Origin of the sequence: Halosolutus amylolyticus, from assembly GCF_023566055.1 — an archaeon.
Lineage (GTDB): Archaea > Halobacteriota > Halobacteria > Halobacteriales > Natrialbaceae > Halosolutus > Halosolutus amylolyticus.
The window spans coordinates 161,423-186,790 of the sequence record NZ_JALIQP010000007.1 but is presented as its reverse complement, the minus strand read 5'-3'; the positions used below and the strand labels follow the sequence as shown (position 1 = coordinate 186,790).

19 protein-coding genes and 6 pseudogenes are annotated in these 25,368 nt (G+C 55.4%); 15 read left to right on the top strand and 10 right to left on the bottom strand.

Features of this window, described 5'->3' with window-relative positions; all coding sequences use genetic code 11:
- Window positions 1-822: 822 nt before the first annotated feature.
- Window positions 823-1,599 (bottom strand): IclR family transcriptional regulator, encoded by a 777-nt coding sequence (locus MUN73_RS21305; RefSeq protein WP_250142524.1) that lies wholly within the window; start codon window positions 1,597-1,599, stop codon window positions 823-825.
- Between the two features lie 137 nt (window positions 1,600-1,736).
- Here MUN73_RS21305 and MUN73_RS21300 point away from each other — a divergent pair, with 137 nt between their 5' ends.
- The 10 genes from MUN73_RS21300 (at window position 1,737) to MUN73_RS21255 (ending at window position 13,055) form a co-directional block, all read left to right on the top strand.
- Window positions 1,737-2,840: an ABC transporter ATP-binding protein gene (locus MUN73_RS21300; protein WP_250142523.1), complete on the top strand. Its 1,104-nt coding sequence runs from the start codon at window positions 1,737-1,739 to the stop codon at window positions 2,838-2,840.
- Window positions 2,841-2,849: 9 nt separating this feature from the next.
- A complete protein-coding gene (locus MUN73_RS21295; RefSeq protein WP_250142522.1) occupies window positions 2,850-3,653 on the top strand; it encodes a creatininase family protein in 804 nt (267 codons plus the stop codon).
- 285 nt (window positions 3,654-3,938) lie between these two features.
- A complete protein-coding gene (locus MUN73_RS21290; protein WP_382181153.1) occupies window positions 3,939-5,228 on the top strand; it encodes an ABC transporter substrate-binding protein in 1,290 nt (429 codons plus the stop codon).
- Window positions 5,229-5,240: 12 nt separating this feature from the next.
- Window positions 5,241-6,182 (top strand): carbohydrate ABC transporter permease, encoded by a 942-nt coding sequence (locus MUN73_RS21285; RefSeq protein ID WP_250142520.1) that lies wholly within the window; start codon window positions 5,241-5,243, stop codon window positions 6,180-6,182.
- Window positions 6,179-7,024, top strand: coding sequence for a carbohydrate ABC transporter permease (locus tag MUN73_RS21280; RefSeq protein WP_250142519.1), 846 nt, complete (start codon window positions 6,179-6,181; stop codon window positions 7,022-7,024). Before MUN73_RS21285 ends, MUN73_RS21280 begins: the two co-directional genes overlap by 4 nt.
- Before the next feature lie 52 nt (window positions 7,025-7,076).
- Window positions 7,077-8,225, top strand: a complete 1,149-nt coding sequence (locus MUN73_RS21275) for a hypothetical protein (RefSeq protein ID WP_250142518.1) — start codon at window positions 7,077-7,079, stop codon at window positions 8,223-8,225.
- A gap of 52 nt (window positions 8,226-8,277) precedes the next feature.
- Window positions 8,278-9,444, top strand: coding sequence for a mandelate racemase/muconate lactonizing enzyme family protein (locus tag MUN73_RS21270; protein ID WP_250142517.1), 1,167 nt, complete (start codon window positions 8,278-8,280; stop codon window positions 9,442-9,444).
- A gap of 61 nt (window positions 9,445-9,505) precedes the next feature.
- Window positions 9,506-10,348, top strand: coding sequence for an SDR family NAD(P)-dependent oxidoreductase (locus MUN73_RS21265; protein WP_250142516.1), 843 nt, complete (start codon window positions 9,506-9,508; stop codon window positions 10,346-10,348).
- Between the two features lie 118 nt (window positions 10,349-10,466).
- Window positions 10,467-10,841 (top strand): Rid family detoxifying hydrolase, encoded by a 375-nt coding sequence (locus MUN73_RS21260; protein ID WP_250142515.1) that lies wholly within the window; start codon window positions 10,467-10,469, stop codon window positions 10,839-10,841.
- Window positions 10,842-11,129: 288 nt separating this feature from the next.
- The gene (locus MUN73_RS21255) at window positions 11,130-13,055 is read left to right on the top strand and encodes a DUF4091 domain-containing protein (protein WP_250142514.1); all 1,926 of its coding nucleotides are present in this window, start codon (window positions 11,130-11,132) and stop codon (window positions 13,053-13,055) included.
- Window positions 13,056-13,141: 86 nt separating this feature from the next.
- On the opposite strand, the pseudogene MUN73_RS22865 reads toward MUN73_RS21255, so the two are convergent.
- Window positions 13,142-13,401: pseudogene (locus MUN73_RS22865) on the bottom strand (DUF7437 domain-containing protein); the annotation flags it as partial.
- 139 nt (window positions 13,402-13,540) lie between these two features.
- Window positions 13,541-14,254: pseudogene (locus tag MUN73_RS22860) on the bottom strand (RNA-guided endonuclease InsQ/TnpB family protein); the annotation flags it as partial.
- Between the two features lie 170 nt (window positions 14,255-14,424).
- Here MUN73_RS22860 and MUN73_RS21235 point away from each other — a divergent pair.
- Window positions 14,425-15,840, top strand: coding sequence for a Gfo/Idh/MocA family protein (locus MUN73_RS21235; RefSeq protein WP_250142511.1), 1,416 nt, complete (start codon window positions 14,425-14,427; stop codon window positions 15,838-15,840).
- Between the two features lie 174 nt (window positions 15,841-16,014).
- A protein-coding gene (locus MUN73_RS21230; RefSeq protein WP_250142510.1) for an IS630 family transposase occupies window positions 16,015-17,015 on the top strand; the annotation gives its coding sequence in 2 pieces (ribosomal slippage) (window positions 16,015-16,507 and window positions 16,507-17,015; 1,002 coding nt in all).
- Between the two features lie 12 nt (window positions 17,016-17,027).
- Here the strand turns inward: MUN73_RS21230 and MUN73_RS21225 are convergent.
- The 5 genes and pseudogenes from MUN73_RS21225 to MUN73_RS21205 all read right to left on the bottom strand — a co-directional run.
- Window positions 17,028-17,201, bottom strand: a pseudogene (locus MUN73_RS21225) (IS5/IS1182 family transposase); the annotation flags it as partial.
- A gap of 8 nt (window positions 17,202-17,209) precedes the next feature.
- Window positions 17,210-18,207: pseudogene (locus MUN73_RS21220) on the bottom strand (IS630 family transposase).
- A gap of 45 nt (window positions 18,208-18,252) precedes the next feature.
- Window positions 18,253-19,176: pseudogene (locus MUN73_RS21215) on the bottom strand (MFS transporter); the annotation flags it as partial.
- Between the two features lie 185 nt (window positions 19,177-19,361).
- Window positions 19,362-20,600 carry an RNA-guided endonuclease InsQ/TnpB family protein gene (locus MUN73_RS21210; RefSeq protein ID WP_250142509.1) on the bottom strand — a complete coding sequence of 413 codons (1,239 nt, stop codon included), beginning with the start codon at window positions 20,598-20,600 and terminating at the stop codon, window positions 19,362-19,364.
- Window positions 20,597-20,752: a DUF2080 family transposase-associated protein gene (locus MUN73_RS21205; RefSeq protein ID WP_250142508.1), complete on the bottom strand. Its 156-nt coding sequence runs from the start codon at window positions 20,750-20,752 to the stop codon at window positions 20,597-20,599. Before MUN73_RS21205 ends, MUN73_RS21210 begins: the two co-directional genes overlap by 4 nt.
- 53 nt (window positions 20,753-20,805) lie before the next feature.
- Here MUN73_RS21205 and tnpA point away from each other — a divergent pair.
- Window positions 20,806-21,258: pseudogene (gene tnpA, locus MUN73_RS21200) on the top strand (IS200/IS605 family transposase).
- Window positions 21,259-21,450: 192 nt separating this feature from the next.
- Here the strand turns inward: tnpA and MUN73_RS21195 are convergent.
- On the bottom strand, window positions 21,451-22,866 hold the full coding sequence (locus MUN73_RS21195) for an ATP-binding protein (RefSeq protein ID WP_250142507.1): 1,416 nt from the start codon (window positions 22,864-22,866) through the stop codon (window positions 21,451-21,453).
- A 574-nt stretch (window positions 22,867-23,440) separates the two neighbouring features.
- Between MUN73_RS21195 and MUN73_RS21190 the strand changes: the two genes are divergently transcribed.
- Together MUN73_RS21190 and MUN73_RS21185 are read left to right on the top strand one after the other, a co-directional pair.
- Window positions 23,441-23,815 carry a hypothetical protein gene (locus tag MUN73_RS21190; RefSeq protein ID WP_250142506.1) on the top strand — a complete coding sequence of 125 codons (375 nt, stop codon included), beginning with the start codon at window positions 23,441-23,443 and terminating at the stop codon, window positions 23,813-23,815.
- Between the two features lie 183 nt (window positions 23,816-23,998).
- Window positions 23,999-24,298 carry a hypothetical protein gene (locus MUN73_RS21185; RefSeq protein ID WP_250142505.1) on the top strand — a complete coding sequence of 100 codons (300 nt, stop codon included), beginning with the start codon at window positions 23,999-24,001 and terminating at the stop codon, window positions 24,296-24,298.
- Between the two features lie 121 nt (window positions 24,299-24,419).
- On the opposite strand, the gene MUN73_RS21180 is transcribed toward MUN73_RS21185, so the two are convergent.
- Window positions 24,420-25,241, bottom strand: coding sequence for an IS5 family transposase (locus MUN73_RS21180; protein WP_250142504.1), 822 nt, complete (start codon window positions 25,239-25,241; stop codon window positions 24,420-24,422).
- Window positions 25,242-25,368 lie beyond the last annotated feature (127 nt).

The following is a 25,368-nucleotide window of genomic DNA, read 5'->3' as shown; positions in this document are numbered from 1 at the left end:
ATCGATCACGACGCCCGCCAGTACCACGACGACTGCGACGTACCGACCCCAACACACAATAGTGTCAGCCACATAAATTGATTCTATATCAGAAAGGTTTGCTATCAAGCGACTCAAGCCCACGGATGCGTCCGGACAAACGGTTCGGTACAGACGACATCGAAGTCGAAGCGATTTCCGTTCGAGAACCAGTACTGAACGGAACGTTGCTATTACACTTTGAACTACAGATTCTCATCACAACGCGTCTCTTCGGGGTGATACTGCCGAAATACGCTGATTTTTGTTTGGGTCGCACTCCAAATCACGGCACCAGAATCGCCCTCTTTCTCGTTTCCGATGCGCCCGATCACCACTGTCGCTCCAGTGGCACGGGTTTCAACTTCGGCAGGTCTCTGCTGCCATCGCTTTCAGCAAGTGTGCCGGAGCGACCTTCGAATACGGCCCGACTAATATCAATTTGAGCATATATGGGACAAGATACTATATTTCATAGATGAAATATATTTGGTAGAATAGTAGAGGAGGGAGTTACATGTGTACAGTTGTAAAAGATGGGGCCCTCTCTCTGAACTACCCAACCTTTCGGGAAAACATCGCAGGTTCTCCAGTCCAGCCTTTTTGAATGGGTATTTCCCCTCCGTATGATTTGACAGCGTCAAAGAGGAGGGAACCGATGATCGTGCTCTCACGACACATCCAATATCAGATGATAATATATTAAATACCCGTGCACCGAAAGCTAGTCCTGACCTCGAAATCTTTGACACCATCAAATAAACGTTCTGTGCACTGCAAACGGTTTCCTGAGGCCGTGATATTTTATTGGGTCTGAAATTCAACCTCGATAATATTAGCAGTCTTCGCCACGACCTCCGGGATCGTCTGGGCGAAGCGCTCTCCCTCGAACCGTCTCGTTGGTGCGGAGAGGCTGATCGCTCCGAGAACCTCGTCGCTGTGACGAATCGGACATCCCACTGCCCGAACTCCTTCGATTTGTTCTTCGTCGTTTCGAGCGATGTTCTCTTCACGGATCTGTTGCAATTCGTCACGGAGGGCGTCTTCGTCAGTGATCGTATTCGGCGTTTGTGGCGTGAAGTCGTACCCGTCGAGAATCGTCTCCCGCTTTTTTTCGTCCATATGGGCCAGTATCGCCTTCCCAGCTGCCGAGCAGTGAAGATTCCGTCCCGGAGATCCCTTGTTTCGGAGGTATAAGCCCTCTCCCACGGCGTTCTGGCCGAATTCCTCGTAGAGGAGGACTTCACGGCCGAGGGTTTCGACGACGAGGTGTACTGATTCGCCAGTTTCCGCCGCGAGGTCGTCGACTTCGGTTTTTCCAGCCCTGAACAGTCGAGAATTACTCCGAACGTTTTCCCCAAACGGAATCATGTACGTCCCGAGCTGGTACTTCCCGTCAGTCTTCTGAACGACGCCGTGAGCCTGCATCGTCGTGAGATGCGTGTGGACCGTGCCGGGTGTGAGGCCGACCGCGTTCGCTATCTCCGAGACCGTCATACCGTCGTGATCGCGCAGTAACCCCAAAATCTCGAAGGCGTGATCGACGGCTTGAATCCGGCGCGGATTCCGGTTCTTTCCCATAGCGGAAGGTCCGGGTCCGATACCAAAAGGTTTGGCATCGTCAAACCAGTGGTAACCACCGACGTGGCATGGCTGGTGACGGCCACGTCGTCACGAACCTTTATAATGTATCGATAGTACTGTGTGTGTACGCAACAATGAGCAAGGTGCGACTGTCAGATGTGACAAAAAAATATGACGACGTGGTAGCCGTCGAAGGCGTCGATTTAGAGGTCGACGACGGTGAGTTTCTCGTCATGGTCGGGCCATCCGGCTGTGGAAAGTCCACGACGCTCCGGATGATCGCCGGTCTCGAACAGATTTCAGAGGGGGTGATCGAGATCGAGGACACGGTTGTCAACGGCGTTCGGCCGCAAGACCGTAATATCGCGATGGTGTTCCAGAATTATGCGCTGTATCCGCACATGACCGTCCGCGAGAACATGTCGTTCAGTCTTGATCTCGCCGACGAATGGAGTCAGGATGACATCGACGACCGAGTCGAAGAGGTCGCCGAACTCCTCGAAATCGCCGAACTCCTCGACCAGTATCCCAAACAGCTGTCGGGAGGGCAGCAGCAGCGCGTTGCGCTCGGACGTTCGATCGTGCGCGATCCGGACGTCTTTCTGATGGACGAACCGCTCTCGAACCTGGACGCGAAGCTTCGGACCCAGATGCGGACAGAACTCCAACGCATCCAGGAGGAGTTGGACGTCACGACGATCTACGTCACGCACGACCAGACGGAAGCGATGACCATGGGCGATCGGATCGTCATCCTCAACGATGGTGAACTCCAGCAGGTGTCACCACCCGAGGAGTGTTACCACCGCCCGAACAACAAGTTCGTCGCCGGGTTCATCGGTTCGCCGAGCATGAACTTTTTCGACGTCACCGTCGGAACCACCGACGGCGGCTGTACGATCGACGCGGAGGGGTTTTCTACGACACTTTCCCTCGACGTTGCCGACGGAGAGTACACGCTCGGCGTGCGACCGGAAGACCTCACGCTCACGCAAGACGAGGGCCATATCGAGGCCGTCGTCGACGTCGTCGAGCCAATGGGGTCCGACAATTACCTCTATCTGCAACTCGAGGAACGGGATACCGAGATTATCGCCCGCGTCGACGACGAGATACGACCAGATCGAGGTGATCGTGTCACGCTCGATTTCGATGCGGCCGATGTCCATTTCTTCGATACGACTGGACAGCGCGTACCTATTGAAAGCGAATCGACCACTCTACCGGACGCTGCGTGAGGATCACCAATGCTATACGAAACACTCGGGGCCACGACCTGTGAATGGGCTGGAAAACCATACGCGGAAATTCAAGCCATCGGAGACAGCGACGGATCGATACTCGTCGTTCCTGTCGGGAGTATCGAACAGCACGGCCACCACTTGCCCGTCTCGACCGATACCCTCCTCGTCGACGCGATCACACACGGCGGCGCCGAACAGGTCGTCGACGAGATTCCGATTCTGGTGACGCCGCCCGTCTGGAGCGGCTACTCGCCACACCATCTCTCGCTCGGCGGGACGCTCTCGCTCGATTTCGACCAGTTACGGACTGTCCTGGAGGATATCGCGCACACGGGGATCGAAAACGGGTTCGACGCCGTCATGTTCGTGAACGGTCACGGCGGGAATATGCCGTTGATCGACGCGGTCGTAAGTACTGTCGGGTGTAGAACCGATATCGAAGTGCTCGGCGGGACATACTTTCAGTTATCGACCGACGAAATCGAGAGCCTACGCGAGAGCGAAACCGGTGGGATGGCCCACGGTGGAGAGTTCGAAACGTCACTCATGCTGTACCTGCGGTCGGACCTCGTCGCCGCGCCCAGCGAGTACGACGCTGAACTCTGGGACGAACCGTACGAATGGGGCGGGAGCGACCTCCTCGAAGGCGGCCCGTTGTCCGTCTACCGTCCCTTCGAAGCGTACTCCGACTCCGGGGCGATCGGTGCGCCAAAATACGCGAGCACGGAGAAAGGCGAGCAGATCTATCACATCATCACCAACGAGCTCGCGGCGCTGTTCACGGCAATCCACGAAGAGAATGCGTAGTCCGTCTGCGCCGGGGGACACCAGTCCCGACACGAGAGGTAGGGGCGATCACCGGCGCAGCTTGAGGTGCCGATCTCCCGTCAACAGACGAGTATGACCCGGGCGAAATCCCGGGTATGGACACACTCACGGTGATCTTCCAAGAGCGGTCGCCGTTTCGTGGCTCGCTGACCTCCTGTCGTTCCGTCCTATCGCAGTACCGTATCTATCGGTGATATTATCCGCTGGAAGGGGAAATCAAATTAATAGTTAAAATTATATGGGTGGACTGGTTCGTTAGGTGTGATGACGCATAACAACCCAGGCGATGGGGACGGTAGAATCAATCGTCGGCAGATGATGTCGCTATTTGGTGCTGGTGGGGCTGTCGCTATTGCTGGTTGTATCGGCGGCGACGATCCGCGGAGTAGTGACGGGGATATTCAATTTCTCACGATGGGTGTCGGCGATAATATCGAAGAGTTCTTCGAAGAGAACAACGCCGCCTTTGAGGAGGAATACGACGTCGAACTGGACTTTACCAGTGTCACGTGGGACAACGCTCAGTCGACGCTCAATACCCGAGTCGACGGCGGTGAAGCGCCTGACGTGAGTCGACTCCCCGCTCGCTGGATTCCGGAGTTTGCTGGGAAAGAGGCTCTCGTTCCGCTCGACGAGATGATGGAAGGCGAGTTCGGGGACCGATTCTACGAGGGCCTCGTCGAATCGAATTACTACGATGGCCACTACTACGGAGCCCCGTGGGCGCAATCGAACAAATGTCTCTACTACAATAAAGACGTCTTCGAAGAAGCGGGTCTTGACCCCGAAGATCCCGGCCTCGATACGTGGGACGACATGCTCGAAGCGGCGATCGAGATCCGGGACAACGCGAGTACATCCGCCTACGGCCTTCCGGCAAATGCGGCGCTGGAAACGGGCTCGCAGTACTACCACTATCACTGGTCGTTCGGGGCCGATCTGGTCGACGACGGCAGCCCCGTGGTGAACTCCGACGAAGGCGTCGAGGCGCTTTCGTTCTACAGCGATCTCGTCCAGGACCACGAGATCACGCAGCCATCACCGCTCTCCTCGTCCCGGCAAGACGTTCGACGCCTGTTCGAGAACGGCGACCTTGGAATGGTCATTGCTCACGTCTATGCCGGCCTCAACATCGAAGACAGCGACCAGGACTTCGATTACGGGATCGTCCAAGTACCAGAGGGGCCCGCAGGGCGGTACAATCTCAGCACGGTCGACAGTCTGGTTATCTACACCCAGACGGAGAACGAGGATCTCGCGAGAGACCTGTTCAGGTTCTACTACGACGAAGAACGGCGCTTCGAGTACTCGCAAAGCAAGGGGTTCCTGCCGGTCCTCGAATCGGTCGCCGATCGCGACTTCTTCACTGAAGACGAGAACTGGGCGCCGTTCGTGGAGGCCTCGGAGTACGCGCGAAGCCGCCCGAAGATCCCGAGTTTCAACGAGTTTAATAACAGAGTCGTTACGGCGATTCAAGAGGCTGTGGGCGGGGAGAAATCCGCTCAAGACGCCCTCGATGACGCCCAGGCTGATCTCGAAGAGATCCTCGAGTGACGATCGCATTCTATGAGTTCTGTCAAACAGGAATATAACGACCGGCCGACCGACTCACGAATCGAGTGGCTTCGGACGGAAGTGTGGGAAAGCTACGCGCCGTACCTGCTGATCGCCCCAGCGATAGTGTTCCTGCTCTCGGTGGTCGCCTACCCCATCTTGGAGACGTTCAGGCTGTCGTTGTACCAGTCTCCGACCAACTCGCCCGTCGAAACGTACGTCGGGGTAGAACACTACGTGACGATCCTCCAGAGCGAAATATTCTATCAGCTGCTCTGGCAGACGGGCCGGTGGGTGGCTGTCTCAGTGATGTTGAAGACCGTCCTCGGCTTGCTCATCGCGGTGCACCTGAATCAGGAGATAGCTGGGCGAAAATTCTTCCGGACGGCGTTTCTCATCCCGTGGGGGATCCCCTATGCGATTTCAGCCGTCGTCTTCCGGTGGATCCACCATCCCCAGTACGGCTCTCTCAACGCGATTCTTCTAGAACTCGGACTCATCTCGAGTCCGATCGGTGTTCTGGGTAATCCGTCGACCGCGTGGTTCGGTGCCGTCTTGGCGGACGTCTGGATCGGGACGCCCTTTATGGCGATCATTTTCCTCGCCGGATTGCAATCCATCCCCGACGATCTCTATGAAGCAGCCGCGATCGACGGCGCAGAGTGGTGGCACCAGTTCCGCTACATCACCCTCCCACAGTTGAAGAGCGTCATCTTGATCGCAACGCTGCTAGCCACGATCTGGACGTTCGTTAGCTTCGACGTGATCTGGACGATGACCCGGGGTGGCCCGATGAACTCGAGTGCGACGCTCGTCATCTGGATCTACCGGGTCGCGTTCGACCAAGGGAGCCTCGGCGAAGCTGCTGCGTACAGCGTGATCGGATTCGCCTTCTTGCTCGTGTTCGCAGTTCTCTACTTGCGCCTGTACACGCGCGGAGGTGAGAGCCTATGACGATGGCCGGTCACGACCGAACGGGGCTTCGAAAAGTCCGGATCTACGGGGGACTACTGGCGCTGCTCGGGCTAATGATGTTTCCGTTCTACACGATGATCGCGAGCACGTTCAAGCCGGAACCGGAAATCTTCTCCACGCCGGCGACGCTGGTGCCGGAGGAGTTTACCGTCGAGGCGTATCTCGCTGTGTGGGGACAGACCGACGTCCTGCTGTGGATCGGGAACAGCTTCCTGATCTCCATCGCAACGGTCGCACTGGCGCTCGTACTGGCGATTCCGGCTGCGTACTCGTGCGCTCGAAACGATTTCGTTGGCAAGAAGACGTTCTTGCTGTCCGTCCTTGTCGTCCAGATGTTCGCCCCGGTCGTCCTCATCGTCGGCCTCTTCGATGTGATGGTGAGTTTCGGCCTGTACAACACCTACTTGGCCGTCATTATTCCCGCAGCCGCGTTTACACTGCCGTTCAATATCTGGATGTTGTACGGCTACTTCAAAACCATCCCGATTGAGTTGGAAGAGTCGGCACGGATCGACGGTGCGAGCCAGTTCGAGATTCTCTGGAAGATCATCCTCCCGCTGGCGAAGCCCGCGCTCGTGGCCAGCATCACGTACACGTTTCTCTATGCGTGGAACAGACTCCTCTTCGTCCTTACCTTCCTCACGGACGACAGCAAGTTCAACATTCCCCGGGGTGTCTTCTCAATGGTCGGTGCGCTGCAGGCCGACTGGCGAATGATGCTCACGGTCTCGGTGATCGGGATCATCCCGATCCTGATCCTGTTCGCGTTCCTCGAGGAGTACATCGTTGCGGGAATGACGAGCGGTGCGGTGAAAGAGTAGGCTCCCCTTCCGCTTTCCGTACTCTTTTACTATCCAGTGAACCTGTACCACCATGGACTTCGCGACGTGGATGTACCCGTGGGATTTCCTCGAGGAAGGATCCGACCGTATCACCGAGAATCTCGCTTCCGCCGGAATCGACGAAATAAATCTCGCGACGAACTACCACACCGTACAGGCGTTTACACCGCATAACCCGGACCGGCGGACGTTCTTCGCGCGAGCCAGTTCATACTTCTATCCGGACGACCAGTACGGGCAACTCGAACCAGTACCATACGATGGCATGGATCGCGACTGGATCGACACAATCGCCGACGCAGTGCCCGACCCGATCTCACTCACCTCGTGGACCGTTGGGTGCCATAACTCCCGTCTCGGGATGGATCACCGAGAGTTAACGATCGAAAACGCTCACGGTGATGACCTGGTCTTCGGTCTTTGTCCGTCGAAGCCGCCAGTCCAGTCGTACCTCACAAATATCGTTCGGGACCTCGCCGACCGGGATCACTTCGACCGAATCGAACTCGAGACGTTCGATTATTTCTATGGGACGGGGTTCGGGTGGCATCATCAGAAGATCCACGTTCGATTAGGGGCACTCGGAGAGTTCCTATTCGGCCTGTGCTTCTGTGAGGAGTGTTGCGCAAACGCTCGAATGGCTGATGCTGATCTCGATGTCGAGCGCGCCCGTCAGACAGTAGCGGAGACACTCGACGACATTGTCGCTAACCGACTCTCCCACGAGACGGATCCTGGAGCGTGGCTGGACGAGCATCGTGATGTGGCCGCGTACGCTGACGTCCGCACGCGAACGCTCGAAGGACTCTTTTCGGCTCTGGCAGATGTTGCTGGCGACGCCAAGCTCGGATACTATGCCGGAATGCCGTCACCCGGGCGGGAGTGGATGGTCGGGGCCGACCTCTCGAAGCTCGCGACTCACGTCGACTACTACTGCGTGCCGGCGTACGAATCGTCACGGGAGGCCGTCTTGGACGCGTATCACACGGTTGAAGCGGGAGTCGACATCCCAGTTCACGTCGGTATTCTGCCAGGCCATCCGGCCCTTCATGATCGAGAAACCGTCGGCGAGATCATTGACGGGCTCCGTACGAGCGGCGTTCCTCGAGTCTCGATCTATAACTACGGGTTGCTTCCGGAGCGGTCACTCGAGTGGATCGGTTCGACGATACGCTCGTAACACAGCGCGCCCCAGCCGATGGATTTTTTATACCTCCCCCTGACTTCAAACCATGAAAATCACTGGTGTGTCGGCGTTCACTGTAGATGTCCCGTTAACGCCACTCGAAGAGGAGTTGGGAATCGGTCCGTACGTGACCAATCACGGTCAGGTCGATTCCATGGAGCGCGTACTCGTCCGGGTTGACACCGATGAAGGGCTCTCCGGTTGGGGAGAGATGCGCGTCTTCCTCTCGCCTGCAGCGACCGAATCCGTCATCGAGGACGGGATCGCGCCGCTCGTCGAGGGACAGTCACCGTTCGAGATCGAACGACTGCGCCGCCAGCTTTTCATCGAGTACACAAACGTCGAACTGTTCTTTTCTGCGGTCGAAACGGCGTGTTGGGATATCGTCGGCAAGTCCACTGGAAAACCCATCTACGAGCTTTTGGGTGGCTGGACTGCCCCCGAACCGACGAATGCGAGGTACCGCGACGCCGACGACACCGCCCTTGTCGGGGATCGGACCGTCGAAGTCGCGTTCTGTCTCGGGATTCTCCCGCCGGAAGAGTCTCGCGTCAAGGCTCGTGAAGCGCTCGAAGCGGGGTTCTCCGTGCTCAAAACCAAAGCCGGGCGAAACTGGAAGGAGGATATCGCTCGCATCGAGGCCATGCATGACGAAGTAGATGGCCAACTCGAATTCCGGCTCGATCCGAATCAGGGGTGGACGCTCGATCAGGCGGTACGGGTTGGGGCGACCCTCGAAGATACGGGGATCTATCTCCAATACATGGAACAACCCATTCGGACGAACGCTCACCGATCGCTGGCGACGCTTCGACGACGACTGCGCCAACCGATCGCCCCGAACGAGGACACATACATTCCAAACAACCTCCGTTCCCTGATCGAAGCGGGTGCAATGGACGTCGGCGTGCTGGATCTCACCCCCGCCGGCGGGATTGCCGGGCTTCGGCAGCAGGCGGCAATCGCCGAGGACGCTGGCGTTCCGTTCACACACCACTGTGCGTTCGACCTGGGTATTCGGACCGCAGCAATTTTGCATGCAGTCACTGGAATCCCCGGGTTCACCCTCCCACCGGATTCGACCTACTACGCATGGGAAGACGACGTCATCGAGTCACCGTTCGAAGTTGATGAGGGAACACTGAGCGTACCGACTGGACCTGGCCTCGGCGTCAATATCGACATGGCAACTGTCGAAGAGTACCGAATATAGGGCGAGTCGATCTTTGTCGTATGCGAAACCTTGATAATAGTAAGGAGTAACGGATAACATCATGGTCGAACTCTCGTTAGCAGCCAGACCAGCAATCGTCACCGGCGCATCGAAAGGGATCGGACGAGAAATCGCCGCGACGTTTGCGGAGGCAGGCGGAAAAGTAGTTATCTGTTCGCGATCGTACGACCGAGTCGACCCGGTTGCCGAAGAGCTAACTGCCGCTCACGAGGGACGGGTCGTTCCCGTCGAGTGTGACGTAACTGATAGCGATGCGGTGCGAAAGCTCGTCGACACGGCAATAGATGAGTTCGGTGCGATCCGTGTTCTCGTGAATAACGCGGGTGGAGCTGACGAGTCGGCGAATCTACTTCACCGGTGTGACGAGGAGACGTTCGAGCACATGCTCAACTTGAATCTGAAAAGTCAGTTCTTGCTCTCAAAAGAGACGCTCCCGGCGATGGTCGCAGCGGGTGGTGGCTCGATGGTCCACCTCGGCTCGGTGAATGGACTGTCCGGCATCGGACTCACGGGATACTCCGAGGCGAAAAGTGGGTTGCTTGCACTCTCGCGGAATATCGCGACTCACTACGGCAAACATGGAATCCGGTCGAACGTCATTTCAGCAGGAACGATCGAAACGGAGGCTCGAAAAGCCGAAATGGAGAACACTGAAGAACGCGCCGAGGAAGCCAGCGCCAGGGAGCGCTGGCTGGATCAATACCCGATCGGCCGGTTCGGAACGCCGGAAGAGATCGCTGATATCGCACTGTTCCTCGCCTCGGATCGTGCGAGTTTCATCACGGGATCCAATATTGTTGCTGATGGAGGGCTTACCAGTGGTCTTCCGACATCGTTCCTGAACGAAATCTATCATGCAGATGAATCTCCGGCCGACGAATAAGGCCGCGACAACGGTTCGCCACTACTGAACGTCAGTCGGAATGATTTTACCGACGAACGCGGTATAATCACATGCCGGAATAGATGGGAACGGAAGCCATCACCGGCCATTACGACCCATGAAAGAGATCGAAACTGACGATGCACCCGCCAGTATTGGCCCCTACTCGCAAGCAATCCTCGACGGAGACCGCATTTACGTTTCCGGACAGGGTCCAGTTGATCCGGAATCGGGTGACGTCGTTTCTGAGGATATTGCGGAACAGACCGCACAGACGATAGCGAATATCGAAGCGATTCTCGAAGCGGAAGGGACGGCGCTTGATGACGTGGTGAAATCGACGGTTTTCGTTCGAGATATGGACAACTATGACGAGATCAATGAGGTCTACGAGGAACACTTCAGCCCGCCGTATCCCGCTCGAAGCGCCGTCGAGGTTGTCCGGTTACCAATAGACATCGGTGTCGAAATCGAGGTCGTTGCTACCGTCTGAAGCCCCCGCAGTAGCACTTTTGCGAACTGAACGGGCTGTGTTGGATAGCTCCACGGCTACCGTTGCCCGGTAACGGACGCGGTGTGTCCGAGAGTCGATGCCGAGCCAACACGCTCGCTCGTTCTCACTATCCAGTGTACTGCGCGTACTTTTCGACTACCGGCAGCTGAACCCACTGTTCTGCCATTACCCCGGGCATCCGATCTCGTACCGGATCAACCAGAACGTTCTGGATCCATGACCCTAAGAAAATTTTAAATATGCATGTGGTATAAGTTGGCACGCACTATGCAACGACGAAAGTACCTAGAAGGACTCGCTGGTGCGACTGGAATAGTCACCGTGACACCGACAGGCAAAACCCAGGGGCCCGATGATCGAGAAGAGGGGAGTTCAGCGAAGAGTGCTACTCAGGGTTCAGACGGCCCGCCTGGGCTGGAGAGGAAAGGAGACACCACGCCCGAGTGGGTGCAGTTCCTCGTCGAGAAGGCGATGCCCCAAGAGGGTCTCAATACGTGGGTACCAACTGGCTCCTTCGGCACGTCCTCGTCTGCGCGGGTTGACCGGTTCCCGCAAGACTTCGGTGTCACCGACCAGCGTAACCTTTCGCTGATTGCGGCGCGAAACGAACAAGTGTCGGGACAAGTAGCAGTCCTGAGTAACGACCCGATCGACGAACTCTCGTGTTCGGTCAGCGACCTTGAGTCCGGAACGAGCGGCCGGATCCCGGCGGACGATATCCAGGTCCGGTACGTCGGGTACGTCCCGATCGAAAACGCACACAGTGAGCACGTCTGGTCGGCGACATTCGAGGAGGTAGCTGACGACCCGGTAGGAACACGGAGCCCAGACTTCGTCGGCGATCCCCTGCTCGAAGTCAACAGCATCCCCGTACCGGCGTACGCGGCCCAACCAATCTGGTTCACAATCAACGTCCCGAAAACGGCACCACCTGGCACGTACAAAGGGGCGATCACGGTCGACGCGGGCGATCAGGGCACAGTCCACTACGCGCTCGATCTCGACGTCTACGACGTCGCACTCCCCGACCCGGCAGACTACGAGTTTTATCTGGACATTTGGATGAACGCGAATGCTATCGCAGCCGAGCACTCGGTCAATCGACGATCCGCCGACGTCCAGCCGTGGTCCACCCGTCACTGGGAGCTGATCGAGGCGTATATGCGCGACATGGCGAAGCGGGGACAGAAGTCGATCACGGCGACTATCATCCACGAGCCTTGGCAACGCGAATGGCTAGAGGGGGCGTGGCGGTCGCAGACGGAGATCGGGTACGAGAGCATGGTCGAGTGGCGGTATGACGGCCAGAACTGGTCGTTCGACTTTTCGATTTTCGACCAGTTTGTCGAGACCGGCCTCGAACAGGGAATGGGGCCGGACATCGCCGCGTACTCGATGCTGGTGTTCCGGGGTTCCCAACGGATCACGTACGTAGACGAGCGCGAGGGCGAGCGCGCCATCTGGAACGGCGAAGCCGGCGACCCGTTCTGGCAGGAAGCCTGGACGGCCTTCCTTGAGGCGTTCCAGCCACACCTCGAAGAGAAAGGATGGCTCGAGCGGACGTACATCGCCTTCGATGAGCGGCCCGAGGAACTGATGCAGGAAGTGATCGAATTGCTCGAGGCCGTTGCACCGGTGTTCGTTGACAGGCTCCACATCGCCGGATCGATGGACGTCGAAGATATCGCCCACAACGTAGCCGCACATTACGGCCACCTCCCGATCGATCAGGATATCGTGGACCGGCGCCGTGAGGACGAGAAGATCACGACGTTCTACACCGCCGGCGGGCAATCGCACCCGAACACCTTTTCGTTCTCCCCACCCGTGGAAGCGAGGATGCTCCCCTGGATATCGGCACTGAACGACTTGGACGGCTACCTTCGGTGGGCGTACAACAGCTGGCCCACTGACGTCTACGAGAACCCGGTATTCCGGTACGTACAGGGTGACGAGTACTTCGTCTACCCGGGCGAGGACGGACCGATCTCCAGCTTGTCTTGGGAGCAGTTAACCGAAGGGATTGAGGAGTACGAACTCGTCCGGATGCTGCGGGAGCGGGAGGGCGGGGACACTGCGGTCCTCAAGAACGCCCTCGAACTCGCCACCCGAGACAGGGACGCCCGGGAGAAGGACCTGCGGGATGTCGTGGAGGCCAAAGAGATCGTCCTCAAGGAACTCGCAGGTAACTGACCGTACAGCACGACGGCTGGCCCATCGCGACGAACAACCGGACGTCGGTGATGGGGAGCGGGCTCACGCGTCGTCTCCCACTTGCTATCGTCGACGTCGAACGTGTTGAGCGACGCTCCTGACTCCTCAATCTCGTAGTACTCGTTGACGACAGGGCGAAGCGCCTGAATGACGATCTCCGCGGTCAGCGACGAGACCTCGACCATCAAGCCAGTAGGTCATCTTGCCCCCGTTCACGGGCGACCGTGTGGCTGAGTGCCGTCGGGAGGCCGGCGACACTGTGGCGATCGATATGGGTGCCGATGTCGTCGTTCGTCTCGCGGTGGCCGACCGTGTCGATCATCGCCGACGGGAATAGCTCTCTTGATCAATCTCTAATGTTTCCCGACGCTTGTAGAGAGTGTTCGATATTGGGCCTGCGGAAAAATCTTATTCTTAGCTGAGTAGTTCTGATCTCTGTCTTGATGACCTCGTATTTAGGTGAACTACCTCGCCCTACTCGTCGCCTTCGGCGACTCCTCGAGGGCGGGGCTTCCTGCTTCAACGACGCGACTTGCAGATATCACAACGGAATCCACAGCGGTCACAGTCCCACAGGCGTAGATTCAGAGTGATCCACTCATAGCTGCTCCAGGCCGCGAGAAAGAACGCTCAACGCCGCATTCCAATCCCTGTCCAACTCGAAACCACACGACTGACACGAGTGGTCACGAACCAACAACGGCTTCTCAGTCTCCACGCCACACGACGCGCACTTCTACGTTGTCCCACGCGGTTAAACCTCGATGATCTGGCGGCTGTTTTTCCGACTGTGGTGGTTGAGGATGGTGATGAAGTCACGCCAGCCGATTTCGGCCTTGGTTCGAGCGTGCCAGCGGCTTCGAGCATCGACGTCACGTTTAAATCCTCGACAAACACGGCGTCATACGCTGTCGTGTGGAAATGGGCAAGCCTGTGCTTGTAGTCACGCTTCTTGTTCAACATACGAGCGTGAACCGCAGCGACTCGACAGCGTTGGGACTCCCAGTTGTTCGACTCGTGTTGTTTGCGAGAGAGTGAACGTTGCTCACGTTCGAGCGGTCTCGCTCGTCGGACAACTCGAGGCGGCCGATGGACCGTCCATCCGAGTCGTGGATGAAGTTGCGAACACCGAGGTCAAGGCCAACCGCGTCTGCTGGGTCGATGGCCACTGGTTCTGGATACAGTTTTAGCAAACTATCCAGACCAGTTTGCGTAGTCTTGTGGAAAGGAAATAGGCCGCACTTGGCACAAGGAATAATATTACAATTCAATAGTATAGGAATTTATTAGATACTCATATACGTGATGGTGTTGGGCGTTAACATGCACTATGCGACGAAGAGAGTACATGACAGGGCTAGCGGGCGTTACAGGAATGGTAACAGTCACTCCAACAGGAAAAGCAATACAGGACAACACTGGACAAGGACCACCGGAAAACACGCCTGGACAAGGTCCACCGGAAAACACACCACCGAGGCAAGGTGACTCCGTATTCGAACTCGCGGATCAGATCGATAACGTTCGTTGTGGCGTCGTTGGGCTCGGTAATCGCGGTTCGGGTATGGTGTCGCACTATGATTCAATGTATCCGGAGAAGGGTGAGATCAAGGCCATCTGTGACCTCCGGAAAGAAGCTGTCGATGACACGATGGACTGGTTCGATGAAAACTCGGAACAGGATCCTGATACCTACTATGGTTCGGAGAACGCCTATCAGGACTTGTGCGAGCGTGATGATATCGATGTAGTCTTCATCCATACTCATCCCCAAAAACATGCTGAGATTGCTGTTTACGCCATGGAACAGGGATCACATGCAGGGGTTGAGGTTCCTGCAGCGATAACTATCGAGGAGTGCTGGGACCTCGTTGACACTGCTGAAAAAACCCAACAGCAGTGCATCATGCTTGAGAATGTCAACTACTTCCATGAGGAGATGTGGCTCCTTAATATGGCACAGCAAGGGGTGTTCGGCGATGAACTGACCTATGCAAAGGGTGGATATATCCACCATCTCATCGGTCATTACTTCTTCCATGCCTACTGGAACAACTGGCGTGCCCGATATCACTACAACCGGAAGGGTGACCTCTACCCAACGCACGGTCTCGGGCCCATTGCCCACTACATGGATATTCTGAGGGGAGATCGGATGGAGTACATCGTGGCTCACGACAGCCCCGAAACTCGTATGACTCAAGCCGCAGCAGAGTTATCAGATGATCACGAGTTCGCTGGCGCAACAGACTGGGCAAACGGTGACATGGCTACGTCAATCATCGCTACGAACGAAGGGAAACAAATCACCCTTCAGCATGACGTGAAAACAACTCGCCCGTATAACCGTCATAACGAACTCGCAGGAAATAAAGCGTTCCATACGGGATATCCGAGCGAACTTACCATCGATGGTGAATTCACTGGGCAGAAGAGTGGAGATGACGGCTACGACCAATACGCCGATGAATACGAACATCCTCTCTGGGAAGTCGCAGGCGACCTCGCCGAAGAACACGGTGGCCATGGGGGTGGCGACTGGCTTATGGTCTATCGACTGTTCGACGCCTTCAACGACGGTCGACCGCAGGACATGAACGTCTACGAAGCGGCCACTTGGAGTTCAGTCATCCCCCTCTCGGAAATCTCTGTAGAACACGGTAGTGCCCCTGTCAAGTTCCCCAACTTCACACGAGGAGAGTGGAAGAAAGAGCGAGACTTGCAGACGATGCAGTTCGAAACAATAGAAGAACCTGGAGTATAGTCGCACTTATGTAGAACTGCGGAAAGCCCCGATAACGAGACAATCAATGATTGACTCGGTCGGCGAGAAAGCGATCGACCGCGTCTCTCGACCGCGGTCGATCGAAGCCACAGTTGAGCCAGACAACTATAGTAGTCGTTAGAACTTTCCGCTCGGAAGGTGTTGCCATATGTAATGGACCATCTCGACGAGTTCTCCATCGAAGAACTTCAAGACGCCCTCGACAATGTTGAGGGAAACAAGCCGACACAACGGTTGTTAGCCGCGATTGCGTACAAGAACGGCGTAACGCAGACCGAACTTGCCGAGTGGCACGATACCGGGCGAAGAACAATCTATAGTTGGCTGATGCGACTTGATACGGACGAACCACTTGAGCAAGCCGTCTCTGATGCTCATCGATCGGGGAGAAAACGAAAGCTCTCAGAATCACAGCAAGAAGAATTCGAGCAAACCGTTCACGAACCGCCCGAGGAAGCCGGGATCGACGCGCCGGCGTGGACGCCGGCGCTCGTCCAGGAGTTTCTCGAAGAAACCTACGGCGTCGAGTACTCTTATCCGAGTTGTCGGCGGTTGTTGAAAGAAGCTGGACTCAGCTATCAAAAACCACGCCGTACAGCCGCCGAAGCTGACGAAGACGATCAAGAAGCGTTCCACGACGAGATCAAAAAAAGCGAGCGGAGATGGACGCCACAATAGTCTGCATCGACCAAACCAAGAAATCCGTGCAGGTCGAGCCGCGTGCCGCGTGGTTCCCGCGCGGCACGCGGCCCTCCGTCGAACTCTCCGGGCAACGCGATTGGACGTGTTTGCTCGGCGCGATCACCGAAGATGGTGATCGCTTTTTCTCCCGATTCACCGAGTACGTCACGGCCGAGCACGCAAAACATTTCATTTTAGCATTATGCAAAGAATTTGAGGAAGACTTGATCGTCGTCCTCGATGGAGCGCCGTATTTTCAGGCGTCGGCCGTCACGGACCTGGCGGCCCGTGACGACCTCGCCTTCGTGACATTGCCGGCGTATTCACCTGAACTAAACCCGGTCGAAGAGTGCTGGAGACAACTTCAATCAGCACTTAGCAACCGGTTCTTCGACTCACTATCTGAACTTACAACAGCGATCGATACCGCTCTTAATCAACTCTCGCTTCCAAAGGTGAGCAATTATTTCTAACGACTACTATATGTTCTGAAGCTCTCGTTCAACGGGGCGGATCTCATAGATGTCTTTGTAGTAACAATGGAGGAAGCCACGCACCAGCTGTGGTGACTTATGGTCTCGTGTTCGCCCTGTCTCTGCCGGGGCGAACACGTCGAATTCTTCGAGAAATTCGAAGGAGAGGTGCTCAAACAATGCTATAGTAGTCGTTAGAAGTAATTACTCACTTTTGGAACCGAGAGCTGATCAAGAGCGGTATCGATCGCTGTTGTAAGTTCAGGAAGTGAGTCGAAGAACCAGTTGCTAAGTGCTGGATGGTGTTGTCTCCAGCAGTCTTCGACCGGATTTAGTCCAGGTGAATACGCCGGTAACTTCACAAAGGCGAGGTCGTACGGGCCGCCAAGTCCGTGACGGCCGACGCCTGAAAATACGGCACACCATCCAGTACAGTGATCAGATTACATTCGAAATCTGATATAAATTGAGAATGAAATGTTTCGCGTGTTCGGCAGTCACGTACTCTTCGAATCGAGAGAAAAAGCGATCATCGTCCTCGTGATTGCGCTCAAGAGACACGTCCAGTCGCGTTGCCCAGACAATTCGACGGACGGCCGCGTGCAGCGCGGAAACCACGCGGCACGCGGCTCAACTTGGACGGATTTCTTGGTTTGATCGATACAGACTAGTGTGGCGTCCATCTCCCGCCGCTTTTTTTGAGTTCTTTGCGGAACGTTTCTTGGTCCTCAGCATCTGATTCGGCGGCTGTAGGGCGTGGCTTTTGATAGCTCAATCCCGCTTCGTTGAGCAACCGCCGGCAACTCGGGATTGAGTACTCGACATCGTACGTTTCGTCAAGATACTGCTGGACGAGCGCCGGCGTCCACGCCGGTGCGTCGAGCCCAACTTCCTCAGGAGATTCATGGACAGTTGCTTCAAACTGCTCTTGCTCTTTTTCCGATAGCTTCCGATTTCTCCCAGATCGGTGAGCATCAGACACAGCCTGCTCAAGCGACTCATCAGTATCGAGTCGGTTGAGCCAACTATAGATCGTCCGTCGCTCCACGCCGTACCACTCGGCTAGTTCAGTCTGATTGACGCCATTTTTGTACGCTATTGCGGCTAAGAGGCGTTGTGTCGGCTTCTTTCCGTCCACGTTGTCGAGAGCATCTTGCAACTCTTCGACTGAGATATCGTCGAGGTGATTCACTGTCTGTTGCGACACTCTACGAGCAAATAATTCTAACGACTACTATAGAGGAAGGAAGAAAAATCCTGCGACTGCCGGCGTAAGAATACCGATAAGTGATTGACGCATGCCAATCCGATCATACGCTGCTCCTGCAACTGGCTTCACAACGACACCAACAGCAAAAAAGAAGCCAAACAAGATTCCTGCTACTGACGCAGACACTCCTTTTATACTCGTGAGGTAGGTCGGATAGAACGTCGTAAACGATTGCCAGATGAACATATAGAGAAACAAAATGCCAGTCATAAAGCCAATTGTCGGGTTCCGAAGTTCCGTAACTACATCTAATGTATCCCGTATTGATTGGGCACTGGTTGATCGCTCCCTCGAACGCTGAGTACGGGACGTAGCAAAGATAGCAACTCCAGCTAATACAAGAATCGGTACTATGAACCCAAGACCGATCTGCCACGCGATCACTGCTGCGAGGACAGTTGCAACCGGCGGAAGTACTGTCTGGCCGATATCGCCTGTTGCCATTGTCACACCAAGAGCGCTTCCAAGCCGATCAGAGTATATATTTGAGAGGAACGTGATTCTCGCGATTGGATACAGCGAATGACCTAATCCCCAAACCGCCGTTGCAGCAAACAAGATAATTGGGGATGAAGAGGAAATAACAAGGCCGAGTGCTACTGCTACAATAGCCGTACTCACGATCATAAGTGAGCGTTCATTGTATCGGTCAGCGAGCATACCGCCTGGGAACTGACCAATCGCTGCAAAGAACCACAGAACAGACACTAATGAGCCAGCAACCGTTAGACTCAGGTCAAAATCGGTCTGCAGATAGGGAATAATAACTGGATAGACCATCCGTGCTCCATTGAGCAACCCCCAAGCAATAGCGACCGCAGCAAGTGATGTACCTTTTCCATCACCCCAGAGGCCTTGTATCTCCTGTCGAAGAATCGTTCGAACATCCATTATGTGCTGTGAGAGTAGAACATCTATCTAAGCATCATAGTAACTGGTTTTCACCACCTATATCTCCGGGTTTTGTCTCTTCTAAGGGGTAATATGATGCCGGCAAGTGAACCGCCTCGGGGTCAAGCCCCGAGGCTTCCCGTGGATTAGTCGGACACTCCCATTCGACCATCGGCCTGATAGCCTCAAATGGCGTTGTGGGTCACGGTCGGGGCGTCCACGGCCCCCGATGCCTGCCGTCGCACCTTCCGAACAACGGGAAGGCTGTTGAGAGCAGACACATTCCAATCTTGATGCTTCTTGATGCCTTTCACGGCAATGTTGACGCTTGCACCACGGTCGCTGTGGTCTTGATGCGAACAGTCCTTGCACTTGAACCGCTTCTTGTTTCGGTTCGCACGCTCTGTGTGTCCGCACATCGGACACCGCTGGCTGGTGTACTCGGGGTCAATCCATCCAGTCGGAATCCCCTCGAACGACGCCTTGTACGACGTATAGAACTGAAGAGCGCGGAACGGGAGGTGGTGCAAGCGTCGGTTCATCCGCGTGCCGTAGTCGATACTGTCGCGCATCTCTTTGAGGTCTTCAAAGACAATGCACGGCTTCTCGAACCGCTGACTCCACTCCACGATGTGCCGAGACACCTTGTGGAGTCGGTCGCGGACAAACCGTTCCTCACGTCCTTCCAGCGTGTCGTGGATGCTGTCTTTCCCCGCGTTCTGCACGCGCTTTCGCATCGTGAAGTAGCGGTGACGCTCGAACTTGATTTCGGGAAAGTCGATAACGAGCGTGTCCTCGACGCCATCCTTGGAGAGTGCGGTGAGAGCCACGTTATCCTCGTTCACGTCCACACCAACGACCGTCCGTGAATCCTGCTTGTCTCGAACAGTCTGCTCGGTGTTAGTGACGTTGACGTGTAACTCGGCGGTGTCGTCTTGGAACAGGACCTCTGCCGTCCCAATCTTCCACTCGTCGCTCGTGAGCGCAGTCTTAAGAATGTCGAGGTGAGCGTCACTCCCTTTGAGAACACCCTTGACGTGTTTGTACGGCTTCGCGCTGATGCGGAACGCAACGTCGCCGTCGTCGGTGAGTGACAGGTTGTACCCTTCCTCGTAGTTCGCACGAAGCGGGTACGCGCCGTCCTTGGTGTGACTGGGTTGGCCGAAGTCGTCGTACTCGTAGTAGTTCTCCATCGCGCCGAGAGCCTTGGCGACGACGCGCTGAGTTGTATTCTTCACGAGGTTGGCGTCGTCAGCCACGCGGTCGGGAATCGTGTCCCAGTCCACGCCTTGCTTGGCGAGGCGGATGGTTTCGTTGTACACCGAGCGAGCTTCGAGGGTGGCGTCGTACAGCAGGCTCTCGTTGTCGCTCTGGATGTTGAGTTGGAAGTCCAGCGTCTTGACGAGAGCCTGTGCGTCGGTCATTCTTCGTCTTGTTCGGTGGGTTCTGAGATGCGGACGACTTTCACGTCTGCGCCACGCCAGCGTTTGGGGACGGTGACGTGGGCGCTGTTCCCGAACGGTTTGACCTCGCCGTCGAGAACTTCTTCGCCCTCGATTTCAAAGCGGTTCGCCATACTGGTGTATATCCTTTGGATATACTTAGCTGTGTCGGTCACGTGCCTCCAATATGGGTGAGAAGCGGTCGAACCACACGGTGTACAACGTCAACTACCACTTCGTGTGGTGTCCGAAATACCGCCACGCGATTCTCGAACCAATCGAGGCCTCGCTGGAAGTGAGTTTCCGCGACGTGTGCGACGAGTACGGCTACGAGATACTGTTGTCGTCCGAAAATCAGAGATTTTCGTGATCACGAGAGACTTCGTCTCTCGAACGACTCCACATTTCGCCCGACCACGTACACCTGTTCCTGTCAGCCCATCCGAAGAACGCGCCGAGCGAGATTGTACGAACGGTCAAGAGTATCACGGCACGGGAGATGTGGGAACAACACGAACCGTTCTTGGCGGAGTATCTGTGGGGTGGTGGGTTTTGGGAGGAATCGTACTATGGGGGGACGGCAGGCGACGTTTCGACCGACACGATTGAGCAATATATCGAGCGAACGAAACACGTTTAGCGGGGCTTACGGCCTTCACCCTCGGGGTCAAGCACCGAGGCACTCGGCCTGCTCTGCCTGTAGATTTCGCTAAAGCGTTAGACTTCCCACCACAACTTCAGTCTTTAAGTGCTCAATCGTGATATCTAGGTTATCGGATGCCCCGCACCCATCTCGGGGGTCGAAAACCATTCCCAGCTGTTACCTCCGGCGTTACTGGTCGGTTCCATTCTCGAGAACGGCGACAATATCGGATAGATCGAAGAGACGAAGATCATCACGCTCGTCTGCAGCTTCCTCGACCGAGCGTTTGAACCCAGAACGGCTGAACAAGGCGAATTCATACGTCGGCTCACCACCTCCGGTGGGTGTCCAGTCGATGTGCTCCACGTCGTCTTCGAGATCTGAAAGCACATCATAGCCGAGGGGGGCACTGGTAAATTTCGCTTCGCCAGCGATCAGCGTTGACTCGTCAGTTGGTGCGACGACATCTACTTCCCGGCCCTTGTACCACCACTGGCTTGGTACCTGTGTAAGCTGGTAGTCTGCATAAAGCGCCGGCACCGCCTGGTGACAGAGCGATTCGAACGTTTCGCTGACGAAGTCGGGCAATTCCGGTTCGATGAGATCCGCGTAGGCGTTCTCGCCGTAGAGTTCGTACTGTCCCCCGCGGCCGTAGAGATAGCGGAAGTAAAACCGGAACACGGAATCCTGGATCTGGTATCGCGTCCGCTTGCTGCGTGCCGGGTCGGCGAGTGCTGGATGGTGTTTCTCGATGATCTGGAGCGTTTCCAGCCGGTCGAAGTAGTACGACGTGTTGGTGCTCTCGATGCCGGCTCCCTGGGCGATCTCGTTTCGACTGCGGTTCCCGCTAGCCATCGATTCCAGTACGGAGAAATACGTATTCACCTCATTGAGCTCCATCTGGAGGACGGTTTCGGGCTCGTCGTGGAGTGGGCCATCCGGGTCGCACAACAGCCGCGTGATGTTCTCTCCGAGGCTCTGTGATGGATCGAGAGGGCTGAGATATCGGGGTGTGCCGCCGAAGACGCCATAGACGAACACCCGTTCTTCGGGATCGTACGTCGGCACGAACTCTTGGATGGAAGGAAACGACAGCTGGGTGAGTTCGAGGCGGCCATTCGGTGTCTGGGAGACCCGGCCGTAGAGTGGCGCACCGCCATCGAGGACGTGGGTATGAATCATGCCGATTGCAGAGCCTGTGAGTACGAGCGTCGCCTGACTCTCGTCGACAGCTGTATCCCACAGGTGCTGAATGACCGACGGAAGCCCCTCGTTCGATTCAATGAGGTACGGGAATTCGTCGATGACGATGATGGCGTCTCTGTCGGTGAGGTACGTTAAGAGCGGTTCCCATTCTTCTTTGACCGTCGTGATGTCTGGATAGGTCGTCGCTGCTGCCTCGACGAATCGCCTGAGCTGTGTCGTCGCTGTTCCTTGGACTGCCTGATAGTACACGGCATCGTCGCGGTCGGCAATCGATTGGCGGACGAGTTCGCTCTTGCCGATCTGGCGGCGCCCATAGATAATTGCGAGTTCTGCAGCGTCACTCTCATAGAGGGCCTGCAACCGATCGAGTTCATCGATACGATTGACGAACTGGTCCATACTCCTAGTCGTGGTGGGAGATACATACGTGTTCCGAAGTTAGGGGAAGAACTATAATAGTCTGAACTATAATAGCCTGGGCTCTAATTCGGTGGGCCAATTATACGCGGAACAGGCGCAATACCACGTCGTTTACGACGTGGATACGCGCCGTCACTTGGGAGTTAGTCCACGTGATGCAGCCGACTGAGATTACAACATGGACTTTTAACTAGGTAGACAGCATACCGAAAGGATGGGAATCAGGCTGAGAACGGAGCGATTCCCACCAGTCCTACGATGGCGGTCTACCCGCCCCAAGCAATGAGATAGTAATCGGAACCAGTCAGGTGAACGGTCGGTTCCTATAATAGCGTTTACATTGATGCAGTGTGAGAGAATACAAGTAGCGAGCCTTGAGAGGTAACTCAATACAGCGATTCACTCCAAGAGATCACGTCCGGATCGATATCCACAACAAAGGCGATCTTTAAAAGAGATTGAAAGAATGTCGCATAGGGATTTGGCTAGTAGTAGTGGTGACAAGTTATATTATAGATAAGCAGCAAACAACGAGGAAATGGCCGCTCGCCCAATGCAGGACGACCTGCAGAACGAGTTTGAAGGAAATCAAGAAGATATTCTCGACTATTACGAAAACTGGTTCTCCCGACCCGGCGTTGAAAAGCTAGCCAACCTCAACTCTGTCGACTTAGATGAAAACACGATTCGAGACGACGTAGAAACCCTGTACGAAGAAGACGTTTTAGAAGACTTCCACCGCTACGTAGCCGCACTCGATGGCATCGGACCTAACACGATCATAGAAGGCATCAAAACCGTCAATCGAGACAAAATAGGGGTTCTCTCCACAGACGAAATGGAGAGCAAATCCGCTCTACTCCTCTACCTCTATGAATGGGAATGGGAAGACCACCTGGACGGCTCTGTTGAAATCCTTAATCAGTGATAGGATTTAGCGACCGTGCTGAATAGAGAGCGCGTATCTCACATGGACGAGTTCTGGAATGTGTTGTGCGAGAGCGCATGTGATGTCGTCAGAGGCTTAATAGTGATTCACCTAGTTAGGCAGAGCCAGAAGTAATACATTCGATTCGGTTATTTCAAAAACTTGTATGTTGAAGATACTGCCATGATTACCGAATCACCGACCGCAACGGGTGCGTTATTCGTGTTTGGATTGGCGGCACTTGTGGTCGTGACCTACCGATACCGTCGCCATTCCCGGGAGTACGACGATCAGGACGTACCCTCTGACGCTACTGACGTAACGGGCGTATTTGCTCTAACCGCGCTGGCGTTGCTGTGGTTTCTCGATGCACTTGATATGACGACTTCACCAATAGCCACAATACTACTGATGGCGGCCGGTGTTGGAGTGCTTACCACTATCGCTCTTAGCGTTGCCAGGATTCGGACTCAGCACGACTGAGCAGTATGGAAACGAACGCTGAGCGATTGCTGAATCGATGCTCTATATTCAGCAGCCGACTTTTGACATGTTTCGGACAAATCAATAGCTGCCTCGGTAACTGCTTTCCCTGAACTGGTCGTTAGATTGCTTGGTCAAGATTGTGGACGAGACACGCAAGAGCGAGTTCACGGAACTGCTTCCACCAGCGTCGTGAACGGACGAACGCGCCGTACTTCCGCTTGAGCGTTGAGTTGACTGTCTCTGATTGACTCCGTTGGCCGTAGAGGTCGGCGTCTAAACGTGCGTTCCATGCCTTGTGAAGCGGTGTGAACTCACGGTGTTTGATTAGTGGACGAATCTCGTGTTGACGGGCAAGCCGTCTGATTTTCTGGTCGTCGTAGCCTTTGTCCCCGAGCAAGATGTCGATAGTCTCGGGGTTGCGTTTGATCAGCGACGGAGCGATCTGGCTATCGTGTTTGCGTGTCGTCGTCACGTGTAAATCAAGGACTGCGTTCACTTTGGAATCGACCAGCAGTGTTACTTTGAGTTGCTGAATCGTGAGTTTGGCTCGTTTCGTGTAGTGTTTTGAGGCGTGACTGCGGTCGAATCCCGAAGCATCGATTCCCGCAACGCCGTTGGTCGGGAGCAGTGAAACAGAGAGATTGAGCAGCACTCGCCAGACAGCCATATCGAGTCTATCGAACGCTTTGCACAGTGTTGATGGGGAAGGCAGTTCAGTGAGATTGATCGCGTTCCGAATACAGGGCATTTCGATGAGTTCGTCGAGGAGTGTTCGATAGGTCGTGTTCTTCCGAACCTTGAGACAGAGGAGAACGATGTGCTGATGGAGCGTATAGCGTTGTTTCGAGAACTTCGAGGAGTATCGAGCTACAGCACGTTGCGCTAACTGAAATGCTTCCTCGACAAATCGAAGCAACCGAGATTTTGGGAGGGTCTGCATCTACTCAAACTACCGACTGAACCTGTAACTCACTAAGGATTTCAACAGAGCCACCTGGACCTAATTCAGGCGCTGAAAACCTTCAAGAACAAACGTACATACCGGCGAGAAGAAATCTCGGGCGAAA